12 protein-coding genes are annotated in these 19,257 nt (G+C 52.9%); 10 read left to right on the plus strand and 2 right to left on the minus strand.

Annotated features, from left to right (window positions below):
* The first annotated feature begins 28 nt into the window (after positions 1-28).
* The 8 genes from AC3WQT_RS21345 (at position 29) to AC3WQT_RS21380 (ending at position 16,494) form a co-directional block, all read left to right on the plus strand.
* Positions 29-3,955: a non-ribosomal peptide synthetase gene (locus AC3WQT_RS21345; protein WP_492706883.1), complete on the plus strand. Its 3,927-nt coding sequence runs from the start codon at positions 29-31 to the stop codon at positions 3,953-3,955.
* A gap of 242 nt (positions 3,956-4,197) precedes the next feature.
* Positions 4,198-8,820 carry an amino acid adenylation domain-containing protein gene (locus tag AC3WQT_RS21350; RefSeq protein ID WP_492706885.1) on the plus strand — a complete coding sequence of 1,541 codons (4,623 nt, stop codon included), beginning with the start codon at positions 4,198-4,200 and terminating at the stop codon, positions 8,818-8,820.
* 26 nt (positions 8,821-8,846) lie between these two features.
* Positions 8,847-10,040, plus strand: a complete 1,194-nt coding sequence (locus AC3WQT_RS21355; protein ID WP_492706887.1) for a hypothetical protein — start codon at positions 8,847-8,849, stop codon at positions 10,038-10,040.
* A complete protein-coding gene (locus AC3WQT_RS21360) occupies positions 10,037-11,059 on the plus strand; it encodes a 1-aminocyclopropane-1-carboxylate deaminase/D-cysteine desulfhydrase (protein WP_492706889.1) in 1,023 nt (340 codons plus the stop codon). Before AC3WQT_RS21355 ends, AC3WQT_RS21360 begins: the two co-directional genes overlap by 4 nt.
* Complete coding sequence (locus tag AC3WQT_RS21365; RefSeq protein ID WP_492706891.1) at positions 11,056-11,997, plus strand: MsnO8 family LLM class oxidoreductase; 942 nt, start codon at positions 11,056-11,058, stop codon at positions 11,995-11,997. Before AC3WQT_RS21360 ends, AC3WQT_RS21365 begins: the two co-directional genes overlap by 4 nt.
* A complete protein-coding gene (locus tag AC3WQT_RS21370) occupies positions 11,994-13,769 on the plus strand; it encodes a fatty acyl-AMP ligase (RefSeq protein WP_492706893.1) in 1,776 nt (591 codons plus the stop codon). Before AC3WQT_RS21365 ends, AC3WQT_RS21370 begins: the two co-directional genes overlap by 4 nt.
* Before the next feature lie 22 nt (positions 13,770-13,791).
* Positions 13,792-14,061 (plus strand): acyl carrier protein, encoded by a 270-nt coding sequence (locus tag AC3WQT_RS21375; RefSeq protein WP_492706894.1) that lies wholly within the window; start codon positions 13,792-13,794, stop codon positions 14,059-14,061.
* Positions 14,062-14,202: 141 nt separating this feature from the next.
* The gene (locus AC3WQT_RS21380) at positions 14,203-16,494 is read left to right on the plus strand and encodes an ABC transporter transmembrane domain-containing protein (protein ID WP_492706895.1); all 2,292 of its coding nucleotides are present in this window, start codon (positions 14,203-14,205) and stop codon (positions 16,492-16,494) included.
* Between the two features lie 264 nt (positions 16,495-16,758).
* Here the strand turns inward: AC3WQT_RS21380 and AC3WQT_RS21385 are convergent, their stop codons facing one another.
* Positions 16,759-17,070 (minus strand): STAS domain-containing protein, encoded by a 312-nt coding sequence (locus tag AC3WQT_RS21385; protein WP_492706897.1) that lies wholly within the window; start codon positions 17,068-17,070, stop codon positions 16,759-16,761.
* 270 nt (positions 17,071-17,340) lie between these two features.
* Between AC3WQT_RS21385 and AC3WQT_RS21390 the strand changes: the two genes are divergently transcribed.
* On the plus strand, positions 17,341-17,574 hold the full coding sequence (locus AC3WQT_RS21390) for a hypothetical protein (protein ID WP_492706899.1): 234 nt from the start codon (positions 17,341-17,343) through the stop codon (positions 17,572-17,574).
* A 94-nt stretch (positions 17,575-17,668) separates the two neighbouring features.
* On the opposite strand, the gene AC3WQT_RS21395 is transcribed toward AC3WQT_RS21390, so the two are convergent.
* A complete protein-coding gene (locus tag AC3WQT_RS21395; protein WP_492706901.1) occupies positions 17,669-18,442 on the minus strand; it encodes a 4'-phosphopantetheinyl transferase family protein in 774 nt (257 codons plus the stop codon).
* 141 nt (positions 18,443-18,583) lie between these two features.
* Between AC3WQT_RS21395 and AC3WQT_RS21400 the strand changes: the two genes are divergently transcribed.
* Complete coding sequence (locus AC3WQT_RS21400) at positions 18,584-19,249, plus strand: thioesterase II family protein (RefSeq protein ID WP_492706903.1); 666 nt, start codon at positions 18,584-18,586, stop codon at positions 19,247-19,249.
* Positions 19,250-19,257: the final 8 nt, after the last annotated feature.

Here is a 19,257-nt window from a genome sequence, read left to right on the forward strand (position 1 = left end):
AAAAACAGATAAAACCAGGGATGCGCAAGTGAGCAGCAAATTAAAAAGCGGTTTTTCATTGTCACCAGTCCAGCAAAGGCTGTGGCAACTGGCGCAAAGAGATGGTCAGCAGACTTATCTGGTCAGTGTTGACTTTCGATGCGCTGACGTGGATGAAGCAATATTGTGCCTTGCCTTTGACCATGTATTGGCCAGGCATGAAATCCTGCGCATGCAATTTGGGGCATTGCCCGGCATGCAGTTACCCGTACAGGCACCTACCGAAGCACTGGAACCTGCACAAATAGCGCCACCACAACTGGCCGCGATCCATGAAGACCAGCGCGCCTGTCTGCAAAAACTGAATGACAGTCATTACCGGCTAGGGTTATCTGCCTTGTGCGCTGATGCGCAGACGGCTTTGCTGATATTGACTGAAGTGGAAGAAAAGCTGGTCGATGCAGCATGGTGCGCCACGCCGCATGTTATAAAATTTGCGGAAGAAGACCTGCCCTTCACCAGCCTGGCGCAGTGGCAGCACGATATGCTGGCAGAACCTCAGGATGTGCAATTGCCAGCCTGGGATACGACAAACAGCCTGAAGGCAGGAAGCCTGCCTGACTGGCCTTTCATGCGCAGGCAGCGCCAGGCTACACCCTATGTCAAGCGTCAGCCTCTGGCATTGCCAGTAGACTTGTCCGCCGCTCTCAATGCCCTGGCTGACAAAAGCCAGTTGCCAGTCGCGCATTTGCTTTATCTCGCCTGGGCAGTATTGTTATACAGATTAAATCCGCAGTCACCTGCCGTAGCTTATCAGGCCAATGGTCGTGCGTATGAAGAAATGGCGACAGCCATGGGGCCTATGACACGGTTTATCCCGCTGCATAATGTGATTAATCCGCATGCCAGCTTCATTACATTGCTGAAGACGCATAGCACCGCCATTGATGAAGCCTGCGCGCTGCAAGACTATATCGCACCGCTGGATAGCAAACAGGGTCTGGCGGCAGGTTTTTGCTGGCAGCAGGCGAGCGCAGGCAAACTGATAACCGCAGATGCACCTTTCGCCTGGACAGATGAATGTCTGCTGGTGTTGTCTGCTTATGCAGATGCAACAAGCCAATTGCAACTGTACCTGGATTACGATATGGCAGTCTGCGACTCTGCCTGCATGCACAATCTGGAAGAAGAATTGCTGACTCTGCTGGCATCCATAGTCGAGAGTCCTGAGGCGCAGATAGATCAATTGACACTGCTGGGCCCCAATGAGCGGCAGCAGATCATGCATGATTTTGCCGGGCAATCAGTGCCACCAACAGAACCATGGCAGGCACCAGTGCAAGATATTCTTGCTTGCCTTGCAAAGCATCCCGAACAGATATTCATACAAAGCCCGCTGACCCAATTGAGTGGCCAGGCTTGTTTGCACCGCATAGCAGAACTGGCGCAACATGTGCTGCTGGCCAGGCAGCAGGATGAAGCCAGGGCCAGGGTGGTGGCAGTATTGCTGGATCGCAGTGTAGACATGATAGCCAGCCTGCTGGCGATACAGGTGGCCGGGGCAGCTTACCTGCCGCTCGATACTGTATATCCTGAAGAGCGCATTGCTTTCATGTTGCAAGACAGTGGTGTCAGTGTATTGCTGACCAGCGCGGCTATTGCGACACAATTCAAACAGCAGGCTGCTTTCTCGTGTTTGCTGGAAAAGATAAAGCTGATCACGGTTGATACCTTGCCCGCACTTGAAGATGCAGCAGAGCCGCAATTCCCAACTTTACGAAGCAGTGACCTGGCTTACCTGATTTACACCTCGGGTTCTACCGGCCAGCCCAAGGCTGTCGCCGTAACACATGGCGCACTCGCCAATCACATGCAATGGATGCTCAGGGATTTGCCACTGGATGCAGACGATGCAGTGCTACAAAAAACTGCCATCAGTTTCGATGCCTCGGTGTGGGAAGTATTTGCTCCCTTGATGGCAGGTGCAAGGTTGGTACTGGCCGCCCCTGGCGTCGAAAGAGACCCTGAAGCCTTGTTGCAAACCCTGCAGGATTTTGATATCAGCGTGCTGCAACTTGTGCCCAGCATGTTGCGCATGATGGTAGGGCAGCCGGAGTTCGCCAAATGCCTGCGCCTGCGTCGCCTCTGTTGTGGCGGTGAGGTGCTGGATGCCGAGCTGGCACGCCAGGTGCTGACGGCTTTGCCAAGCGCGGCAGAATGTATCAACCTGTATGGCCCTACTGAGGCGACGGTGCAGGTCGTTTACGAAAAAGTCTGTATGGATGATGTGGTGGTTGCCATCGGCAAGCCCATAGACAATACCCGCATCTATGTGCTCGATGAATACCTGCAGCCGCAAGCCATAGGGGTACGTGGGGAAATGTATGTGGCAGGTGCCAGCCTGGCGCAAGGCTATTATCAGCGTGATGCCTTGACGGAAGAACGTTTTGTCAGCGATCCATTCGTGCATGGCGAACGCATGTATCGCACTGGCGACCTCGGTGCCTGGCGTTTAGATGGCAGACTCGATTGCTTTGGTCGCGCAGACCGGCAAGTCAAGCTGCGCGGTTATCGCATAGAGCTGGGTGAGATAGAAGCCATTGTTGCCGCACAGTCTGAGGTGCTGATGGCTGCCGTGGTAGTGGACAGGGATGCCGCAAACATAGACCAGTTATTGTGCTTCTATACCCTCAAGGCAGGGGGGAGCCTGACCGTCGCCAGTATCAAGGAGAAATTAAGCGCTGCCTTGCCAGACTATATGCTGCCAAACTGGCTGATACCGATTGATGCCTTCCCCTTCATGCCCAATGGCAAGGTCGATAACAAGGCTTTGCTGAAGCTGCGGCCATCAAATACAGCAATGTCGCAGGCACCGCGCGATACATTGGAAATGCGCCTGGAACGTATCTGGGAAAGTGTGCTGCATGTATCCCAGGTCGGCATCACCAGTAATTTCTTTGACCTCGGTGGACATTCGCTGCTGGCCGTACGCCTGATGGCGGAGATAGAAAAAGAGTTTTCCCACAGGTTGCCACTGACTTCGCTATTCTCTGCCCCCACCATTGCAGCTCAGGCAGAGCTCTTGCGCAATGAGAGCCTGCAACTTGATCCTGTCGTGATACCCATACGTGCAGGCAATCCCCAGCACACGCCCATCGTACTGGTGCACCCTACCGGCGGCAGTGTCTTGTGTTATCGCGACCTCGCCAGCGGTTTGACGACAGACAGGCCAGTGATAGCCCTGCAAGACCCCGGCCTCATGGGGGTAGCAATCTATGAAAGCGTGGAAGAACTGGCCAGTCTGTATCTGGACAAGATCGCCCCACTGATCAAGGACCAGCGTTATCTACTGGCGGGTTGGTCGTCGGGTGGCATCATTGCCTATGAAATGGCAAGGCAGGCCCTGGCACGCGGTTATGAAATTGCTTTCCTGTGCCTGATAGACAGCCAAGTTGCACCACTGGCTGAATCTGCGCCGCCGCGTGAACGTTTATTGCGCTCCATCTCGCGCCTGATCGCCCACAAGGCAGACATCGCCTGTCCTGATTTATCTGGCTTGCCATTTGATATCGCATTGCAGCGCCTGCTGGAACTGGCACGGGAAGCTGATTATGTACCACCACATGCCGATGAAAAAGAAATCGCTAGACTATTTCATGTGTTTGAAAAAAATGTGACAGTGATAGGCCGCTATGCCGCTGGCCCTCTGCCGCGCCGCACCCTGCTCATGAAAGCCACACAGGCTTTGCCGGAAGCGATACGTGAGGCGGCAGTACACTACAACTCGGAAGAAAAACACCTGGGCTGGGACAAACTATGCTTTGTCAAAGTACGCGATATCGTCGGCGACCATATGTCGATGATGGAAGCACCAAGAGTCAATGCGGTAGTAGTAGCCCTGGACCAGGAATTGAAGGAAGTCGAGCGCCTGCACGGTCTTGGGCGGCAGATACTCTTGCCCATGCTGGGCCTGTAGTTAGGACTTAAGCAAAACCGCCCCAACTGCGTTGCAGCTCCTAGCCGTACTAAAGTACTGTCTTCGTCGCTACGGTGCAGTCGGGGTTTCAGACAATATATTGTCTGCCGACGAAGCGAACATTCCTTTCAAGGGATGTTTCCGAAAAGCGATAGCCTTGTTGGGACAATTTTGCGTAAGTCCTATTAGTAATGAAAAACTTGTTTTTGCTATTCTAAACATTGATGAGGGCTGGAACAAATATGGAAATGGTTTTTCCCCTGACGGCCATGCAACAAGGCATGCTGTTTCACCACTTACGTGAACCGGCCAGCGCTGCTTATTTCCAGCAATTGCAAGTACGCCTGCAAGGCGAACTCGATACAGCAAAACTGCAGCAAGCCTGGGAAACCGTCATCGCCCATCATTGCGCCTTGCGCATGCGCTTCCTGTGGACGGGGGACCAGCCACGCCAGCAATTACAGACTATAGTCGTCCTGCCATTCAAAATCGTCGATTACAGCGATTCACCAAAGCGAGAGCATGAAGCCTTGCGCCAGCAATTCTTGCAGGCTGACAGCCAGCAAGGCTTTGCACTGGATAGCGCCCCACTGATGCGTGTCAGCATAGTGCGTTGGGCAGAACATGAATGGGAGATGGTCTGGAGCCATCATCACCTGATACTCGATGGCTGGGCATCCGGTCTGGTGCTGGCTACGGTGGCGCAACAGTATGCCGATTTATTGCAGGGCAAGGCAGTCAGCCTGCCAGCAGAGCGCCCCTATACCGATTTTTTACTCTGGCTGGGCAAGCGCGATAATCTGGCGGCAGAAGATTACTGGCGTCATGCCCTGCGCGGCTTTGAGCAAGCGACCAGTTTGCCAGTGTTGAAACGCAATACGGGAGCCGCTGCAAAAGTCCTGGCTTTTGAAAGCTTGCTGGCTGCTGATGACTTTAGTGCATTATCAGCCCTGTCACAAAAAACGGGTGTCACCACCGTCAGCGCCATCATGGCTTGCTGGGGTTTGCTCTTGTCAAGATATGCAGACAGCAAGGATGTGCTGTTTGGTGTCACCACTTCTGGTCGTCCTGCCGAGTTGGATGGGGTAGAGCAGATGGTAGGCCTGTTCATCAATACCATACCGCTGCGCATCAAACATGGCGCAGGCCACAGCATTGCCAGCCTGCTGACTGATGTACACAGACACCTTGCGGCATCGCGTGAACATGAACACAGCAGCCTGAGTCGCATAGCAGAATGGAGTGAGCTGCCGTCGGGCCAGGCGCTGTTTGACACTATCGTCGTCTATGAAAATTACCCGCTGGCAGTGCAGGGTAATCAACTAGGTGATGCCAGCATCATCGATTACCATCTCCAGGAAGAATCGAATTACCCGCTGACCTTGATTGTCGAACCCAAAGACGATGGCTTGCATTTACGCCTGCTGGCAGACACCACGCGTATAGAGCCTGCAACAGCGCAAGCCATGCTGGAGCAATATCGTTTTTTGCTGGAACAACTGGCTCATGCCACTGGTGAGCAACTGGTCAGGGATTTGCATTTGCTGACAGCAGAGCAGCGTGAGTTGCAATTGCAGCAATGGAATGACACTGCCTGCGCTTATGACACTACAGCCACGCTGGCAAGCATCTTCATAGATCAGGCAGCGCGCACGCCGGATGCGATAGCCCTTATCGATGCGCAAGGCAGCATGAGCTATGCCAGTTTGCAAGACAGGGTCAGCCAGGTGGTGCATGCCATTAATGCCCTGGGATTGAGCGCAAATTCACCAGTCGCCGTCAGGCTCACGCGTGACCGCGAAATGCTGATTGCCCTGCTGGCCGTCGTCGCCAGCGGCCATCACTATGTGCCTATAGAACCGCAACTGCCTGCTGCCCGTGTCATGGCGATTTTTGATAGCCTGCCAGTGTGCAGCATATTGACGGTCAGCAGTTTGATGGAGAGCACGCTGGCTCTGGCAAATGAGCGACAATTGCAAATCGTCTGCGTAGATCTGACGACAGCCTTGCCAGTCGCAGCCTTGCAAAACCAGGCACGCCCGCAAGACCCGGCTTATGTGATCTTCACATCCGGTTCCACCGGCAAGCCCAAAGGTGTATTGGTCTTGCATCAAAAAGCCATCAACCTCATAGAGTGGGTGAACAACACATTTGACATAGGCGCGCAGGACAAGCTTTTGTTCGTCACTTCACCGGCATTTGATTTGTCGGTGTATGACATCTTTGGCATATTGGCCGCAGGCGGCGTCGTCAGGATAGCCAGTGAGGCCGAGATTGCAGACCCTGAGCGTTTGTTGAAAATAATAGAAACAGAAGATATCAGCTTCTGGGATTCTGCACCGGCAGCCCTGTGGCAACTGGAATCATTATTACCGCAAGGTTCTGCGACTTCCAGGCTGCGCCTGATCTTCCTCAGTGGTGACTGGATACCACTGGCCCTGCCAGACCGCATGAAAGCGGTTTTCCCTGGTGTCTGCGTCGTTGCACTGGGTGGTGCGACTGAAGCGACCATCTGGTCGAATTACCATATCGTTGGAGAGCTACAGCCAGACTGGGTCAGCGTCCCCTACGGCAGGCCGATACAGAATGCCCGCTATTACATACTTGATGCAGACCTGCAGCCATTGCCTGTGGGTTTGCCTGGCGACTTATATATAGGCGGTGATTGCCTGGCAGAGGGCTATGTGGGTCAGCCAGAGCTGACAGCCGAACGCTTCCTGCACGACCCACACGCCAAGGCAGATACTCAGGCTGGGCGCATGTACAAGACCGGCGACCGCGCCAGGTTTTATCCTGATGGCGTGATGGAATTTCTTGGTCGTCTCGACAGCCAGGTCAAGATACGTGGCTTTCGCATAGAGCTGGGTGAGATAGAAATCGCCATGGGCAGGTATGCAGCGATACGCGATGCAATCTGCATAGTGCATGACCACAATGATGGAGGCCCGGCCTCGGGCAAATCCGACAAGGAATTGATCGCCTATTACGTGCTACATCCCGGCCAGAACCTGGGGGCGGAAGAATTGCGCCTGTATCTGCAAGCACAACTGCCTGCCAGCATGTTGCCCTCGCATTTCTTGCAGCTTGATAGTTTGCCAGTGTCAGTCAATGGCAAGGTAGATAGGAAAAACCTGCCACTGCCTGAGCGCAAGGGTAATGCTCATGCAGCGCAGCAGGCTGGTGCTGATGCCGTACAGGACATCATTGCAGCGGCTTGGTCAGAAGTATTGTCCGTGCCGGGCGTGCATGGCACGGATGATTTCTTTGCTCTGGGCGGGCATTCATTGCGGGCAACCGCCGTCATGGCAAGGTTACGCGCAGCCTTCGCAGTAGATTTACCTTTGCGCCTGATATTTGAATACACTACACTGCAAACTCTGGCAGCAGCAGTGCGCGAATTATTGAGTGGCCATGCGCAAGTAGAGGCGGTGACTTTACCCGTATTGAATCGCGCTGAGGCTTTGCCTTTGTCACGTGCGCAATCGCGTCTATGGTTCCTGCACCAGATGGAACCAGCCAGTGCCAACTACAATGTCGCACTGGCGGCGCGGCTGGATGGCAATCTTGACCAGGCTGCTTTCCAGCATGCTGTACAGCAAGTGGTGGCGCGTCATGAGATACTCAACCTGCGCATACAAAAGCAAGGGCAGGGTGCTGTCATGCAGGTCGTGGCTGACGACGCTAAGCTGGCAATTCATGTTGAAGATATCGCTAAAGAAAACCTGGATGAAACACAGATCAATGCCAGGCTCAAACAACTGGCCAGCCAGGCCTTTGATCTGGAAAATGAAAGACCGGTGCGCCTGAGTCTCTTGCTCAACGGTGACCAGCAAGCCTATGTGCTGATACTGATACACCACATCGCCACCGATGGCTGGGCGATTGCCCTGTTTGCACAAGAACTTTTGCAAGCCTATGCCGCTGAAGTAAACCACATCCAGGCATTTGCAGAACCCGCATTGCAATATGCCGACTTCAGCCACTGGTGGGAACAGCAGGTGCAGGAGCAATATATCAACAAGGAAATGCAATACTGGAAGCAGCAACTGGCTGCCTTGCCACGCCTGAATTTACCCACAGATTTTCCGCGTCCGGCAAACAGCAGCCATGCTGGCGCACGCACCAGCTTCGGGCTTGATACCAAGCTATCTGATGATTTGCGCCGTGTATCGCGTCAGCATTCAGTTACCCTGTTCATGCTCTTGCTGACGGCTTTTCATGTCGTCCTGCGCTACAGGGCTGGGCAGGATGATATCGTCGTTGGTAGCGATATCGCAGGCAGGGATCATCCGTTCGCAGAAAAAATCCAGGGCTTCTTCGTTAATCAACTGGTCTTGCGCAGCAATTTTGCTGATTGCAACAGCTTTGCCGATATGCTGGGCAAAGTCAGGCAAACCAGCTTGCAAGCCTATTTCAACCAGCATCTGCCCTTTGACTTGCTGGTGCAGGAACTGAACCCACCACGCGATGCCGGTGGCATGCCGCTGTTCCAGCACAAGTTCGTCCTGCAAAATGCACCACTGGCGGAACTGGATAATAAGCACTTCCAGATACAGGCAGTCGACTTGCATACCGATACCGCAAAATACGATTTGCTGCTGACTGTCATTGATGAGCCACAATTGCGTGCCACACTGGAATTCAGTACAGAATTATTTACTGCAGCAACTGCACAAAGCGTACAACGAGAATTTATCGCTGTGCTGTGCCAGGTCGCCGCCGATACCAGCATCAGCTATGCCAGCCTGGCCGCCATGTTGTCACTCGATGGTGCAGAACGTCAGGAAGCGGCAAAACGTGATTTGCGTAAGAGTGGTTTGCAAAGACTGAAAGAATTGCGCAAGCCAGGGGCAACACCATCATGAAAGATACGATGACGGAGCAAGCAAACATGACTGCCCATAAAGTAGAACGGGTTTTATGGGATGTGACAACAGAAGCGGCTGAGCTGCATACAGCCCTGTCAGCGATTTTGCCCGATCTTGATACGCGACTGGCGGCTTTGCGCCAGGAACTGCCTTGTGCCCATGGCATCAATCCCTTTCAGTCTGGCGAGTACCAAAGGCCCTATCGCCACTTGCGGGCTTTTTACCAGGATACTGGCGCGGGTGTGCTGGCGCATAAAGGGACGGAAGTGTATGCGCATGACCGTGACCCGCATCTGGCTGTCTTGTCGCAATTCCGCATTGATTACCCCGTACGCGGTAAATCGCTATTTTCTGCGGCTGAACATTTTGCTCTGGTTGAGCAAAAAATCCCGCTGGCCATCAGCGCGTTTGAAGCAGTGGAAGATGCGAAAGCTGCTTGCATGTTGCAGCAAGCGCATTTAAAACGTTTTGGAAATCTTGCCTGCATACCTACACCCTTGCTGGTAATACAGTGGCCCACATCCGTACGCGACAGTCATCTCACTGCCTTGCGTAGCCTGTTGTCAGAAAGGGCCATGCGCATCGTTGAGACTTCATCAGCAGATGGCCTGGCGGCGATCATCTATCACTACCCCAGCCTGCCTTTGCGGGTTGCCCACTTGCCTGTGGAATTGAAAAAGCTCGGCACCACACCGTGGCTGCAAAGACTGAACAGCCTGACTGCGGGATATGGCCTGACGCCAGAGCAAGTAGTAGACCGCTGGATAGACCTGGTCGCCCGCATGCTGGCACTGGGTTTCTTGCCTGGCCGCACAGAACACATCGGTATAGGTCATTGCCTGGAAATGCAAAATGCCGTCATTGATGGCGGTTTTGTCGATCTTGGCTCCATCATCCCTATGGCTGAAGTCAGGAGCGATGCTGCTTTCATGGAAATGCTGATGGCTGCCTTTGCTGATCTCAGTAAAACCGTGCGCCACTTCATGCTGGGGCCGGTGGCCGATGTAGAGGCTGAATACCGCAATCCTTCTCTGCTGATGCTGGCCTGCTTGCAAAGAGTCGTGCCTGCACTCTTGCAAAGGCTACGCACCTATCCTGAACTAGAGCCACGCCTGCAAGCCTATCTGGACCGCAGTGAGGTCAGCTGCTTCAGCGCACTGGCTGAAGAATTCCGGCACCTGAGTCCAGTCACACTCAACCCGGCGGAGCATGCATGATGACAGCGCGACTGCTTACCGAAATGGTGCCCGGCCTGGATGCGATGTATAAACCTGTAGACCTGGTAGAGAGACCAACACCCATCAGCCATGAAGCCAGCCTGGCAGCACGCTGGAATTTGCAAGCACTATGGGTGAAACGCGATGACTTCAGCTCTCCCATCTATGGTGGCAGCAAGGTCAGGAATCTCGAATATTTCTTTGGCGATGCGATAGCCAAGGGTGCGACCAGTGTCGCCACCATGGGGCCACTCGGCAGCCATCAGGTATTAGCGACAGCGACCTTTGCCCGTATCCACGGCCTGCATGCGCGCGCCTTGCTGACACCGCAGCCGAATGTGCACGAGGCAGGCCTGAACAAGCGCCTGCTGCCAGCATTGGGCATGGAATTCCTGCGCTGTGAACGTTTCCTCGATGTGCCCATGGCTTTCCTGCGCATACGTTATTCCCGCCATCAGGGGCAGCGCCCTTACTGGATACCACCAGGCTCGCATCATCCCATAGGCGTGCTGGGCGTCATCGAAGGTGCTCTGGAAATTGCGGCTGCCATCAAAAGTGGCGAACTGCCGATGATAGATGACATCGTTATCCCTACCGGTACTTGCGCTACTGCATCCGGCGTCTGGCTGGGCCTGGCGATGGCGGGTTTGCCGATACGTGTGGTGGCGGTGCGCATGGTACCCATGATGATCACTGGCCCAGGCAAGATGAAAAAACTGGCGATGAAAACCCTGGCCCTGTTGCGCCAGGCTGGTTATACCAAAGAACCGCAGTTCGGCGAAATACTCTGGGTCGATGACTTTGCCGCACCAGGTTACGGGCAAAGCAATGCCGATGCCGACGAAGCCGCCAAGGAAGTGGCGGAGGCCAGTAACTTCCGTACTGAGACCACCTATATCTCCAAGACACTGGCGATGTTCCGCAAGTCCACCTTGCAAGGGCGGCGCGTGCTGTTCTGGAATACCTATAGCGCGGTTGATCCTGATCCATCCACCATTTGTGCAAAGGCGGCAGCATGAGTAGCTTGAGCTTATCCCTGCTGGATCTGGGCATCATTGCCCCCGGCCAGAATGGCGCAGATGTGCTGGCGCAAACCTTCAGGATGGCGAAGCTGGCTGACCAACTGGGTTATGAGCGCCTATGGCTGGCCGAACACCACGAAGCCCATTTCTCCTGGGCTGCGCCGGAAATGATGCTGGCTGCGCTGGCGCAAGCCACGCGACGTATAGGGCTGGGATCAGCAGCAGTATTGCTGCCCCTGTATAGCCCGCTGGCTGTGGCAGAAAATTATCGTGGCTTATCTGCATTATCAGGTGGTCGTGTCGTGCTGGGAGTTTGCGGCGGCGTGCCTGCTGATCCTGTTGCACTGGCCGCATTGACAGGTACGGATGAGCCGCCCGCTGTCATTACCAAACAGTTTGCCAGCAAACTGGCGGATCTGAAGCGCTATCTCGATGGTGATTTCCCCGAAGGGCACCGCTTTGCCCACGCAGCCACACCATGCTTTGCTGAAAGACCACCGCTGTGGATCATGGGTTCAGGCTTTGGCACGGCAGAACTGGCAGCAAAGTCAGCAGCCAGTTATGCCTACTCGCTATTTCACAGAGCCAGTACGCAGGATGCTGCCATCACCGCTGCCTATAAACGTCAGTATGGCGAATACCAGGGCAGTACAGACAAAGCAAAAATCGCCATTGCACTGAGTTGTGTCTGTGCTGATACCGAAGAGATTGCCCAGACTCAAAAACAGCAGGTAGAAAGCTGGATAGGCAGCACCATGCGCGTCAATATCTATGGCACGCCAGCATCCTGCCGCGACCAGATACTCGCGATGCAGGAACGCTACGATGCCGACAGCATCATCATCTATCACATGTGGCATCTGGAAGAACGCAAGCGTGCAGCCATAGTTGCACTGGCTGAATTATTTCAATTGCCAACGGAATTTCAGACATGAAGACCAGTCCTCTGACTTTACTGGATCAATACCGTGCATACATGGAGGTAGATGCTGATGCCGCTGCCATGTCCTGGGTGCCAGAGCGCTCGCAAGACCTGGCAGAACATTTGAGCCGCCAGGAACTGTATGCTGCCAGTGAAGGCATCGCCTGTGGCCTGTTGCAATTAAGCTGGCCTGATGATCATCCGCGCATGATCATCCTGGCGTTTTCACCAGGTCTGGATTTCATACTGGCTTTCCTGGCTTGTCAGATTGCGGGCGTTATTGCCATCCCCATCGCCATGCCCAGACGCGGACGTGAGGCGCATATTCTCGAAGCCATCATCAGTAATTGCGGCGCGACAATGACGCTGACCAGCGAGCCTGAAGTGCTGCGATTACAGGATGTATTTGCCTCCAGCCCGGCTTTGGAAGGCATGCATGTACTCAGTACCATACAGTTGAAGGTATTAGGTGAAGGCAGGGACATGGCCGGACGCAAAGCCCAGGACTATGCCTTCATCCAATACACGTCTGGTTCCAGCAGCTTGCCAAAAGGCGTACTGGTCAGCCACAGCAATCTGGCAGCTAATCTCGCGCTAATACAAAAAGACTTCAGAGTTGATCCCGAGTTTGTCATGGTCAACTGGCTGCCGCATTATCATGACATGGGTCTGATAGGTGGTTTGCTGACACCACTGTATGGCGGCATACCCGGTGTCAGCATGGCACCATCAGCCTTTATCAAACGTCCGGTGCGCTGGTTACAACTGATATCGGCACAAGATGATGGCCGTAAAGTCATGTCCGGCGGTCCCAATTTTGCTTATCAGCTTTGTGCTGACCGGGTGGCCGATGCCGATATAACAGACTTGCGCTTGCACGCCTGGAAGACTGCTTATAACGGTGCCGAACCGATACGCGCAATCACTCTGCAAAAATTTGAACAACGCTTTGCTTCGGCAGGCTATTCGAACATGAATATGCTGACCTGCTATGGCCTGGCAGAAACCACGCTGTTCGCTACGGGTAACCATGATCCTGTCATACGCCCCGTTTCAATACTGGGTTTGGAGCAGGGTAATATAGGTGCGCCGCTGAATGAAGAAGATAGCCGTCAACTCGTTGCCAGTGGTCATGCCGACCCTGAGCGCATAGCCATTGCCGACCCGACGAGCAAACTCAGGCTGGCTGAGGGCAAGATAGGTGAAATCTGGATCACCGGCCCCAGCGTGCCTGAGACTTACTTCAATAATCCTGAGCAAAGCCAGCTGACTTTTCATGCGCAACTTGCTGGCCAGCCTCTGTCGCGTTATCTGGTGACTGGGGATATAGGTGCCATTGTCGATGGGCAATTGTATGTGACCGGACGCAGCAAAGAGTTAATGATTGTGAATGGCCGCAATATATATCCTCATGATGTGGAAGCATTGATACAGAATGCAGTCGCCGGGATTGAGGATGTCGCCGTTTTTTCTTATGATGATGCGAGCGCAAAAAATGAAAGCATTATCGTCATCTGCGAGTTGGCACGCACGGCGCGCAGTTGGTTTGCAGACACGGCTGAGCAGACACTGAGTGCAGAACTCGAAAAACTCGCCAACCAGATCCGGCTGGCAGTGGCGCCGGCAGAAATTGCGATTACCCATCTGCGCTTCGTTGGTCCCATGGGCATTAGCAAGACTACCAGTGGCAAGACCAGCTATGGTCAGAACCGCAGGACATTTTCTGAATTGTCAGACAGTATCAGATCACGTTCCGCATCGGCAGAATTCCGCAACAAAGACTAATCAGTTAATCCGGGAACAGATAATGGCAGAAAAGCTGGCAGCAAAAAACTGGGATGCAGAACAGCTGGAAGACTGGCTCATCAGCAGAGTCGCGCAACTACTGAAGCAAGCAGTCGATGATATCGATCCCGACATGCCGTTCAACAGCCTGGGCCTGGATTCCATCAATGTCATGGACCTGATTGTTGAACTTGATGATTTGCTCGGTATAGAGATTGAGTCCACCATCGTCTGGGATTATCCGACGGTACGTCTCTTGAGTGAATACGTAGCAACACTGGCTAAAGAGTAAAAAATACTAAGAGGTTGTTGCGAGATTAAGATGGCTAGGCGCGCTGCCGCAGACAGTACTTTAGTACGGCAAGGAGGCGCAACAACGCCAAGTTAATTTCGCGATAACCTCTAAGCAAGAGCAGCACTGAATGAATGCATCATGGAAACCCATGATCCTATCTCTACCGGAGCAAGCATGAGCGATCAAAAGTCAGTACCCAAAAACGAAGCCGCCAAGGCAGCAGATGGCGAGCATAAAACCAGTTTCTGGGGCTTCATCGGCCAGGCACTGGGTCTGGCCTTTACCTACCGCCTGCTGGCTAGCCTGGTGGCGCTGGCCTTGCTGGTGCAGATAGGCTTTAATCTGCTCATGCCCTTAAGCTACCGCTATATCTTCGACAAGGCCATCGTCAACAAGGACATGCCGCTGCTGGCAATGTTGCTGGGCATACTGGCTGTGGGTTTCCTGCTCAATGCTGGTGCTGGGCTGATGCAGGATTTTGGTACGGCGACCATAGGTTCACGTATCTCCAAGAGTTTGCAGGAAAGGATGTTCGCCAACCTGCAAAAGCAATCCACCGATTTTTTCAGCAAGACACCGCAAGGCGATATCGTTGCCTGTTTTGGTCCTGATGTGATGGCGATAGAAACCGCACTGGTGCGTGGCTTGCCCAGCTTTTGCATGCGCCTGGTCACCATCGTCACCAGTCTGGTCTTGTTATTCGTCATTGAGTGGCGGCTGGCGATGGTGGCGTTGATACTCATGCCCATGATCGCCTTTGCTCCCAAGCCATTTGGCCCGCGTGCGCGCAAGTTTGGCCGTTCACGTGATGACCTGCAATCCGGTAATGCAGGTCTGGTACAAGAGAACTTGCTGAACCACCTGACCATACGCACCTTTAATCTCAGCAAATACCGTGAACAACAATTTGGTGACAGGTTGACGCGCTTGCAGGAAGATGATTTCAGGGCGAATTTTTTCACCTCCATGATAGGCCGCTCCACCAATGTGGCAGCTGGTTTCCTGCAGATAGGTGTACTCGGTGTTGGTGCCATTCTGGCTGTCATGGGTTTTCTGACCACGGGTTTGCTGATTGCCTTCATAGGCTTGTTGCTCAATATCGGTGGCGCTACCGACAACCTGACCCAGGCCATCCCTCTGCTGGTGCAGGGCATGAACAGTTATTCGCGCATACAAAAACTGCTGGGTGCGCAGCCAGCATTGCCTGATAGCCCCACAGCCACGGCACTGCCAGCGATACAGGAAAACCTGAAACTGCAAGGTGTGGAATTTGCCTATCAGGCGGATCATCCCATCTTGCGCGGCGTCGATATAGAAATCCCGGCGGGCAAAACTGTTGCCATCGTCGGTGGTTCCGGCTCCGGCAAATCGACGGTACTGTCTTTGCTGATGCGTCTGTATGACCCGAACAAGGGCAAGATACTGTTAGATAATGTGGATCTGCGTGATGGCACCGAGGCATCGCTGCGCGCACAGACCAGCGTGGTCTTGCAAAACACGGCTTTGTTCGATACCAGCATCGCAGAAAACATACGCATGGGCAGGCTGGATGCAACAGATGAAGAAATTGTCGCTGCCGCCAAGGATGCGGGCATCCATGATTTGATCGAGACTTTCCCGAACGGCTATCAAAGCGTAGTCGGCAGCCAGGGTGGCAGCCTGTCGGGCGGCCAGCGCCAGCGTATTGCGATTGCCCGAGCACTGTTGCGTAATCCACGCATACTCTTTCTTGATGAAGCAACTTCGGCACTTGATGCCCATACAGAGGCCGAGATAGGTGCAACTCTTGATGCCATCTCTGCTGACTGGACCGTGGTATCTGTCACCCATCGCTTTACCCATATCACCAATTACGACCTCATTATCGTCATGGAAAAAGGCCAGGTGGTGGAGTCGGGTACGCATGAAGAACTGCTGGCCAAGGATGGCCGCTATGCCATGCTGTGGCGCAAGCAAAGCGGCTTTACGATTACTGATGACGGCAAGGCCAGTGTTTCCGTCGAAAGACTCAGGGGCATCCCTTTCCTGTCAGAATGCTCGGACGAAGTCTTGCAAAAACTCTCGAAGTCGCTGGTGTCAGAATCCTTTGCTGCTGGCAAACCTGTGTTTGAAGAAGGTGAGCCAGGCAGCAAATTCTACATCGTCGCCCGTGGCAAGCTTGAAAACTATGTGAAGCTCGAAGGCGATAAAGAAACACCGCTGGGTATGTTGGATGATGGCGACTACTTTGGTGAGATGGCCTTGATACGCCCGGTACCGCGTACCTGGTCTGTACGTGCGGTGGTAGATAGTACCTGTATCAGCCTCGATCGCCAGCAATTCATGGAACTGATGGATGCTGATCCCAAACTCAAGGAAGCAGTGACGACAACTGCCTATGAGCGCGCAGCAGAGTGGACGCAGGCCATCATGGAAGCGGCAGATGCCTGAGCCTGAAGTTGCGCAAAACCGCCCCAGCTGTGTTGCAGCTCTCGCATTTTTGCAAGACTTTGTACCAGAGTACTACCTTCGTCGCTGCGATGTAGCCGAGGTTTCGGACAACATGTTGTCCGCCGATGAAACGAATCGCCCTTGCAAGGGCGGCTTCCTAAAGTGCAAACCTTGCAGGACAATTTTGCGCGCGTCCTGGCAACGGAAATTAAAAAAGCCCTCGCAAAAAAATTGCGAGAGCCTTTTTATGACGGTTTGATGAATTCAGAAGCGCGCCAGCGCTGCATCCTTGTTCGCCTGTATATCCAGGATGGCATTAAAACCACTGACCAAAAATACTTCATTGATCGATTCATTCAGGCTGCACAAGACCAGCTTGCCGCTGGCTGCCTTGGTTTTCTTGGCTGTCAGCAAGATGACACGCAGACCGGCGCTGCTGATATAGGCGAGATCAGAAAAATCGATCAGTATGTGCACTTCACCAGCTTCGATGGCAGCGAGAATTTCTTTCTCAAACGCAGCAGAGTTATTGCTATCGAGGCGGCCAGCAGGAGTAAAGGTTTTTATATTCGGCATAATGATCCTGACAGGAAAGTTTGTGGACTAAATGCTGCATATTCTAGACGTAATTTCGACTCAAATCGTATTTTTAACAACGCAAAAATAATAATATTTTTTTGAATTTTGTTAAACACTAGACATCATTTCTGTGCGCGTGTACTATTGCCTTCGCTGCCTAAAATTTGGGCTTAAATTTTGATTTCAAGTTTTGATTTTCGGGCAGCATAGAGTTTCGTTTCATTCCGATATATCTTCGTTGAACCACGTAAACTAGGGGTAAAAAAAATGGCACATTTATATGACCAACTGGCATCTGCAATCGCAAAATCCGCACAAGATCCTGCATACCGTACCAAACTGCTGTCTGACCCAAACGGCACTCTGAAATCTGACGGCGTTGACATCGGCGGCGCAAAAATTTCCATGGAATGGACAGAGATCACCAATGTATTGAGCATCCTCGTTGAAAACGGCGGTGCAAACTGGAACGGTTCTATCGTTCTCAGCATCAAGAAGTAAATCCCCACTCGCGAGTAGAGTAGAGCACATGGCTCATCCGGGCTGTGTGCCTGATGTCTGTAGCAAGCTCATGTAACAGATATCATGTAGCACATCAATCGAATGTTTTTCCTGAACAATATTCCCTGAACAAAGACCATGCATCGATGAATGTGGGCCTGCGGTGTACCAGTTCGCGTCCGCAGTCAACAGCGTTGCCGGATTGATCTCTCCTGCTTGCCAATGCAATGACATGCAGTTCATCATACTGTTTGAGTAGAAAATCCCAATCCCCGGCATTGCCACTGTCAAGGCTCTTTATCAAGCTGACCTTTGATGTTGCATCCACACTGAACACCAGCCGCCGCGCATCGGCAGACAGACCTTCACCTGTGGCTTTCAGATAAGCCTCTTTTAGTACCCAGAATTCATAAAATTTTTGCGCCCGGTTCTGGCTGTCTGAATCATTGACTTCAGCAATTTCTTCGCTGCTGCAAACCACGCCCATCAACTCATCCAGATTGACATCATGGTTAAATAACTCCACATCCACACCAATTTCCACATCATATTGCAATGCCACCACAACCAGGTTACCGGCATGAGAAATGCTGATGGCCGGAGCCACAATATCTTCCCTGGCTAAGCTGACAGACGGTTTGCCTGTAGCGGCTATAACGATCGATATTTCTTGAGGCGGGATACCACACATTTTTGCAGCAGCCAGTTTGACCAGCGCACGGCCACCCAGATACCTGTCTCGGTCATCCTGCTGCAGATAGCGCTGACCACGCACTTGTTCAGCGTTCGTTAACAGGGTTTGCAAACCACTTCTGTATGCGCGCAGATAGTCCAGCCTGGCTACCCATATTTCTGGCTCAGGGCTCAAAGTTATATTTTTTGTGTTGACTGACATCGCTAGGTTATATTTATCGTTTCCGCATTATATTTTTAAATCTGCAAAATTCGCATTTAGCAATGCAATACAAAGCAATGCAATACAAAGCAATGCAATAAAAAGGAATCCATATTGAAAATCATCGCCTACCCATTTGCCGGTGGCAGCAGCTACAGCTATGCCAGGCTATCGCGTGAGCATCAGCATGAATGGCTGGTGCTGGATCCACCCGGCCATGGCAGCAATATGCGCCAGCCTTTGATGCATAGCATACCCGAGATGGTATCGGCTCTGCTCGAACCCACTCTGCGCACAACAGCGGGCAGTCCTTATGTTTTGTTTGGGCACAGCATGGGCGCCTATATCGCGCTTGTCATGCTGGACAGGTTGGTGGAGCTTGGGGCCAGCCTGCCACAGAGACTGGTATTGTCCGGTGCTGCCGCACCGCATAGCCGGGTATTGCAGCATCACGCAGAATTACCGCACAAGGAATTTCTGGAGTGGGTGGCAAACATGGGTGGCATCTCGGCAGAAGTGCTGGCAGAACCCCAATTGATGGAATTGTTTGAGCCTATCCTGCGCGCTGACATAGGCGCAGCAGAAGCCTATGTCGATGGCAGCCTGCGTCAGTACGATGTTCCAGTGAGAGTGCTGCTGGGGCAGGATGACAGGATAGCGCTGGCCGATGGCATGGCCTGGGCAGAATGTTTTGTGAATGCACCTGAAGTGCATACCTTTGCAGGCGGGCATTTCTTCTTGTTTGATGAAGTCGAAAAAGTGCAAAGCCTGATCGCCTGAAATGAAAA

It is taken from the genome of Undibacterium sp. FW305-107 (genome assembly GCF_058788535.1).

Coding starts and splice junctions, on each gene's coding strand:
- AC3WQT_RS21360 (WP_492706889.1), top strand. CDS start 10,037: ATGATGACAGCGCGACTGCTTACCGAAATGGTGCCCGGCCTGGATGCG.
- AC3WQT_RS21350 (WP_492706885.1), top strand. CDS start 4,198: ATGGAAATGGTTTTTCCCCTGACGGCCATGCAACAAGGCATGCTGTTT.
- AC3WQT_RS21370 (WP_492706893.1), top strand. CDS start 11,994: ATGAAGACCAGTCCTCTGACTTTACTGGATCAATACCGTGCATACATG.
- AC3WQT_RS21385 (WP_492706897.1), bottom strand. CDS start 17,070: ATGCCGAATATAAAAACCTTTACTCCTGCTGGCCGCCTCGATAGCAAT.
- AC3WQT_RS21355 (WP_492706887.1), top strand. CDS start 8,847: ATGACTGCCCATAAAGTAGAACGGGTTTTATGGGATGTGACAACAGAA.
- AC3WQT_RS21365 (WP_492706891.1), top strand. CDS start 11,056: ATGAGTAGCTTGAGCTTATCCCTGCTGGATCTGGGCATCATTGCCCCC.
- AC3WQT_RS21390 (WP_492706899.1), top strand. CDS start 17,341: ATGGCACATTTATATGACCAACTGGCATCTGCAATCGCAAAATCCGCA.
- AC3WQT_RS21375 (WP_492706894.1), top strand. CDS start 13,792: ATGGCAGAAAAGCTGGCAGCAAAAAACTGGGATGCAGAACAGCTGGAA.
- AC3WQT_RS21380 (WP_492706895.1), top strand. CDS start 14,203: ATGGAAACCCATGATCCTATCTCTACCGGAGCAAGCATGAGCGATCAA.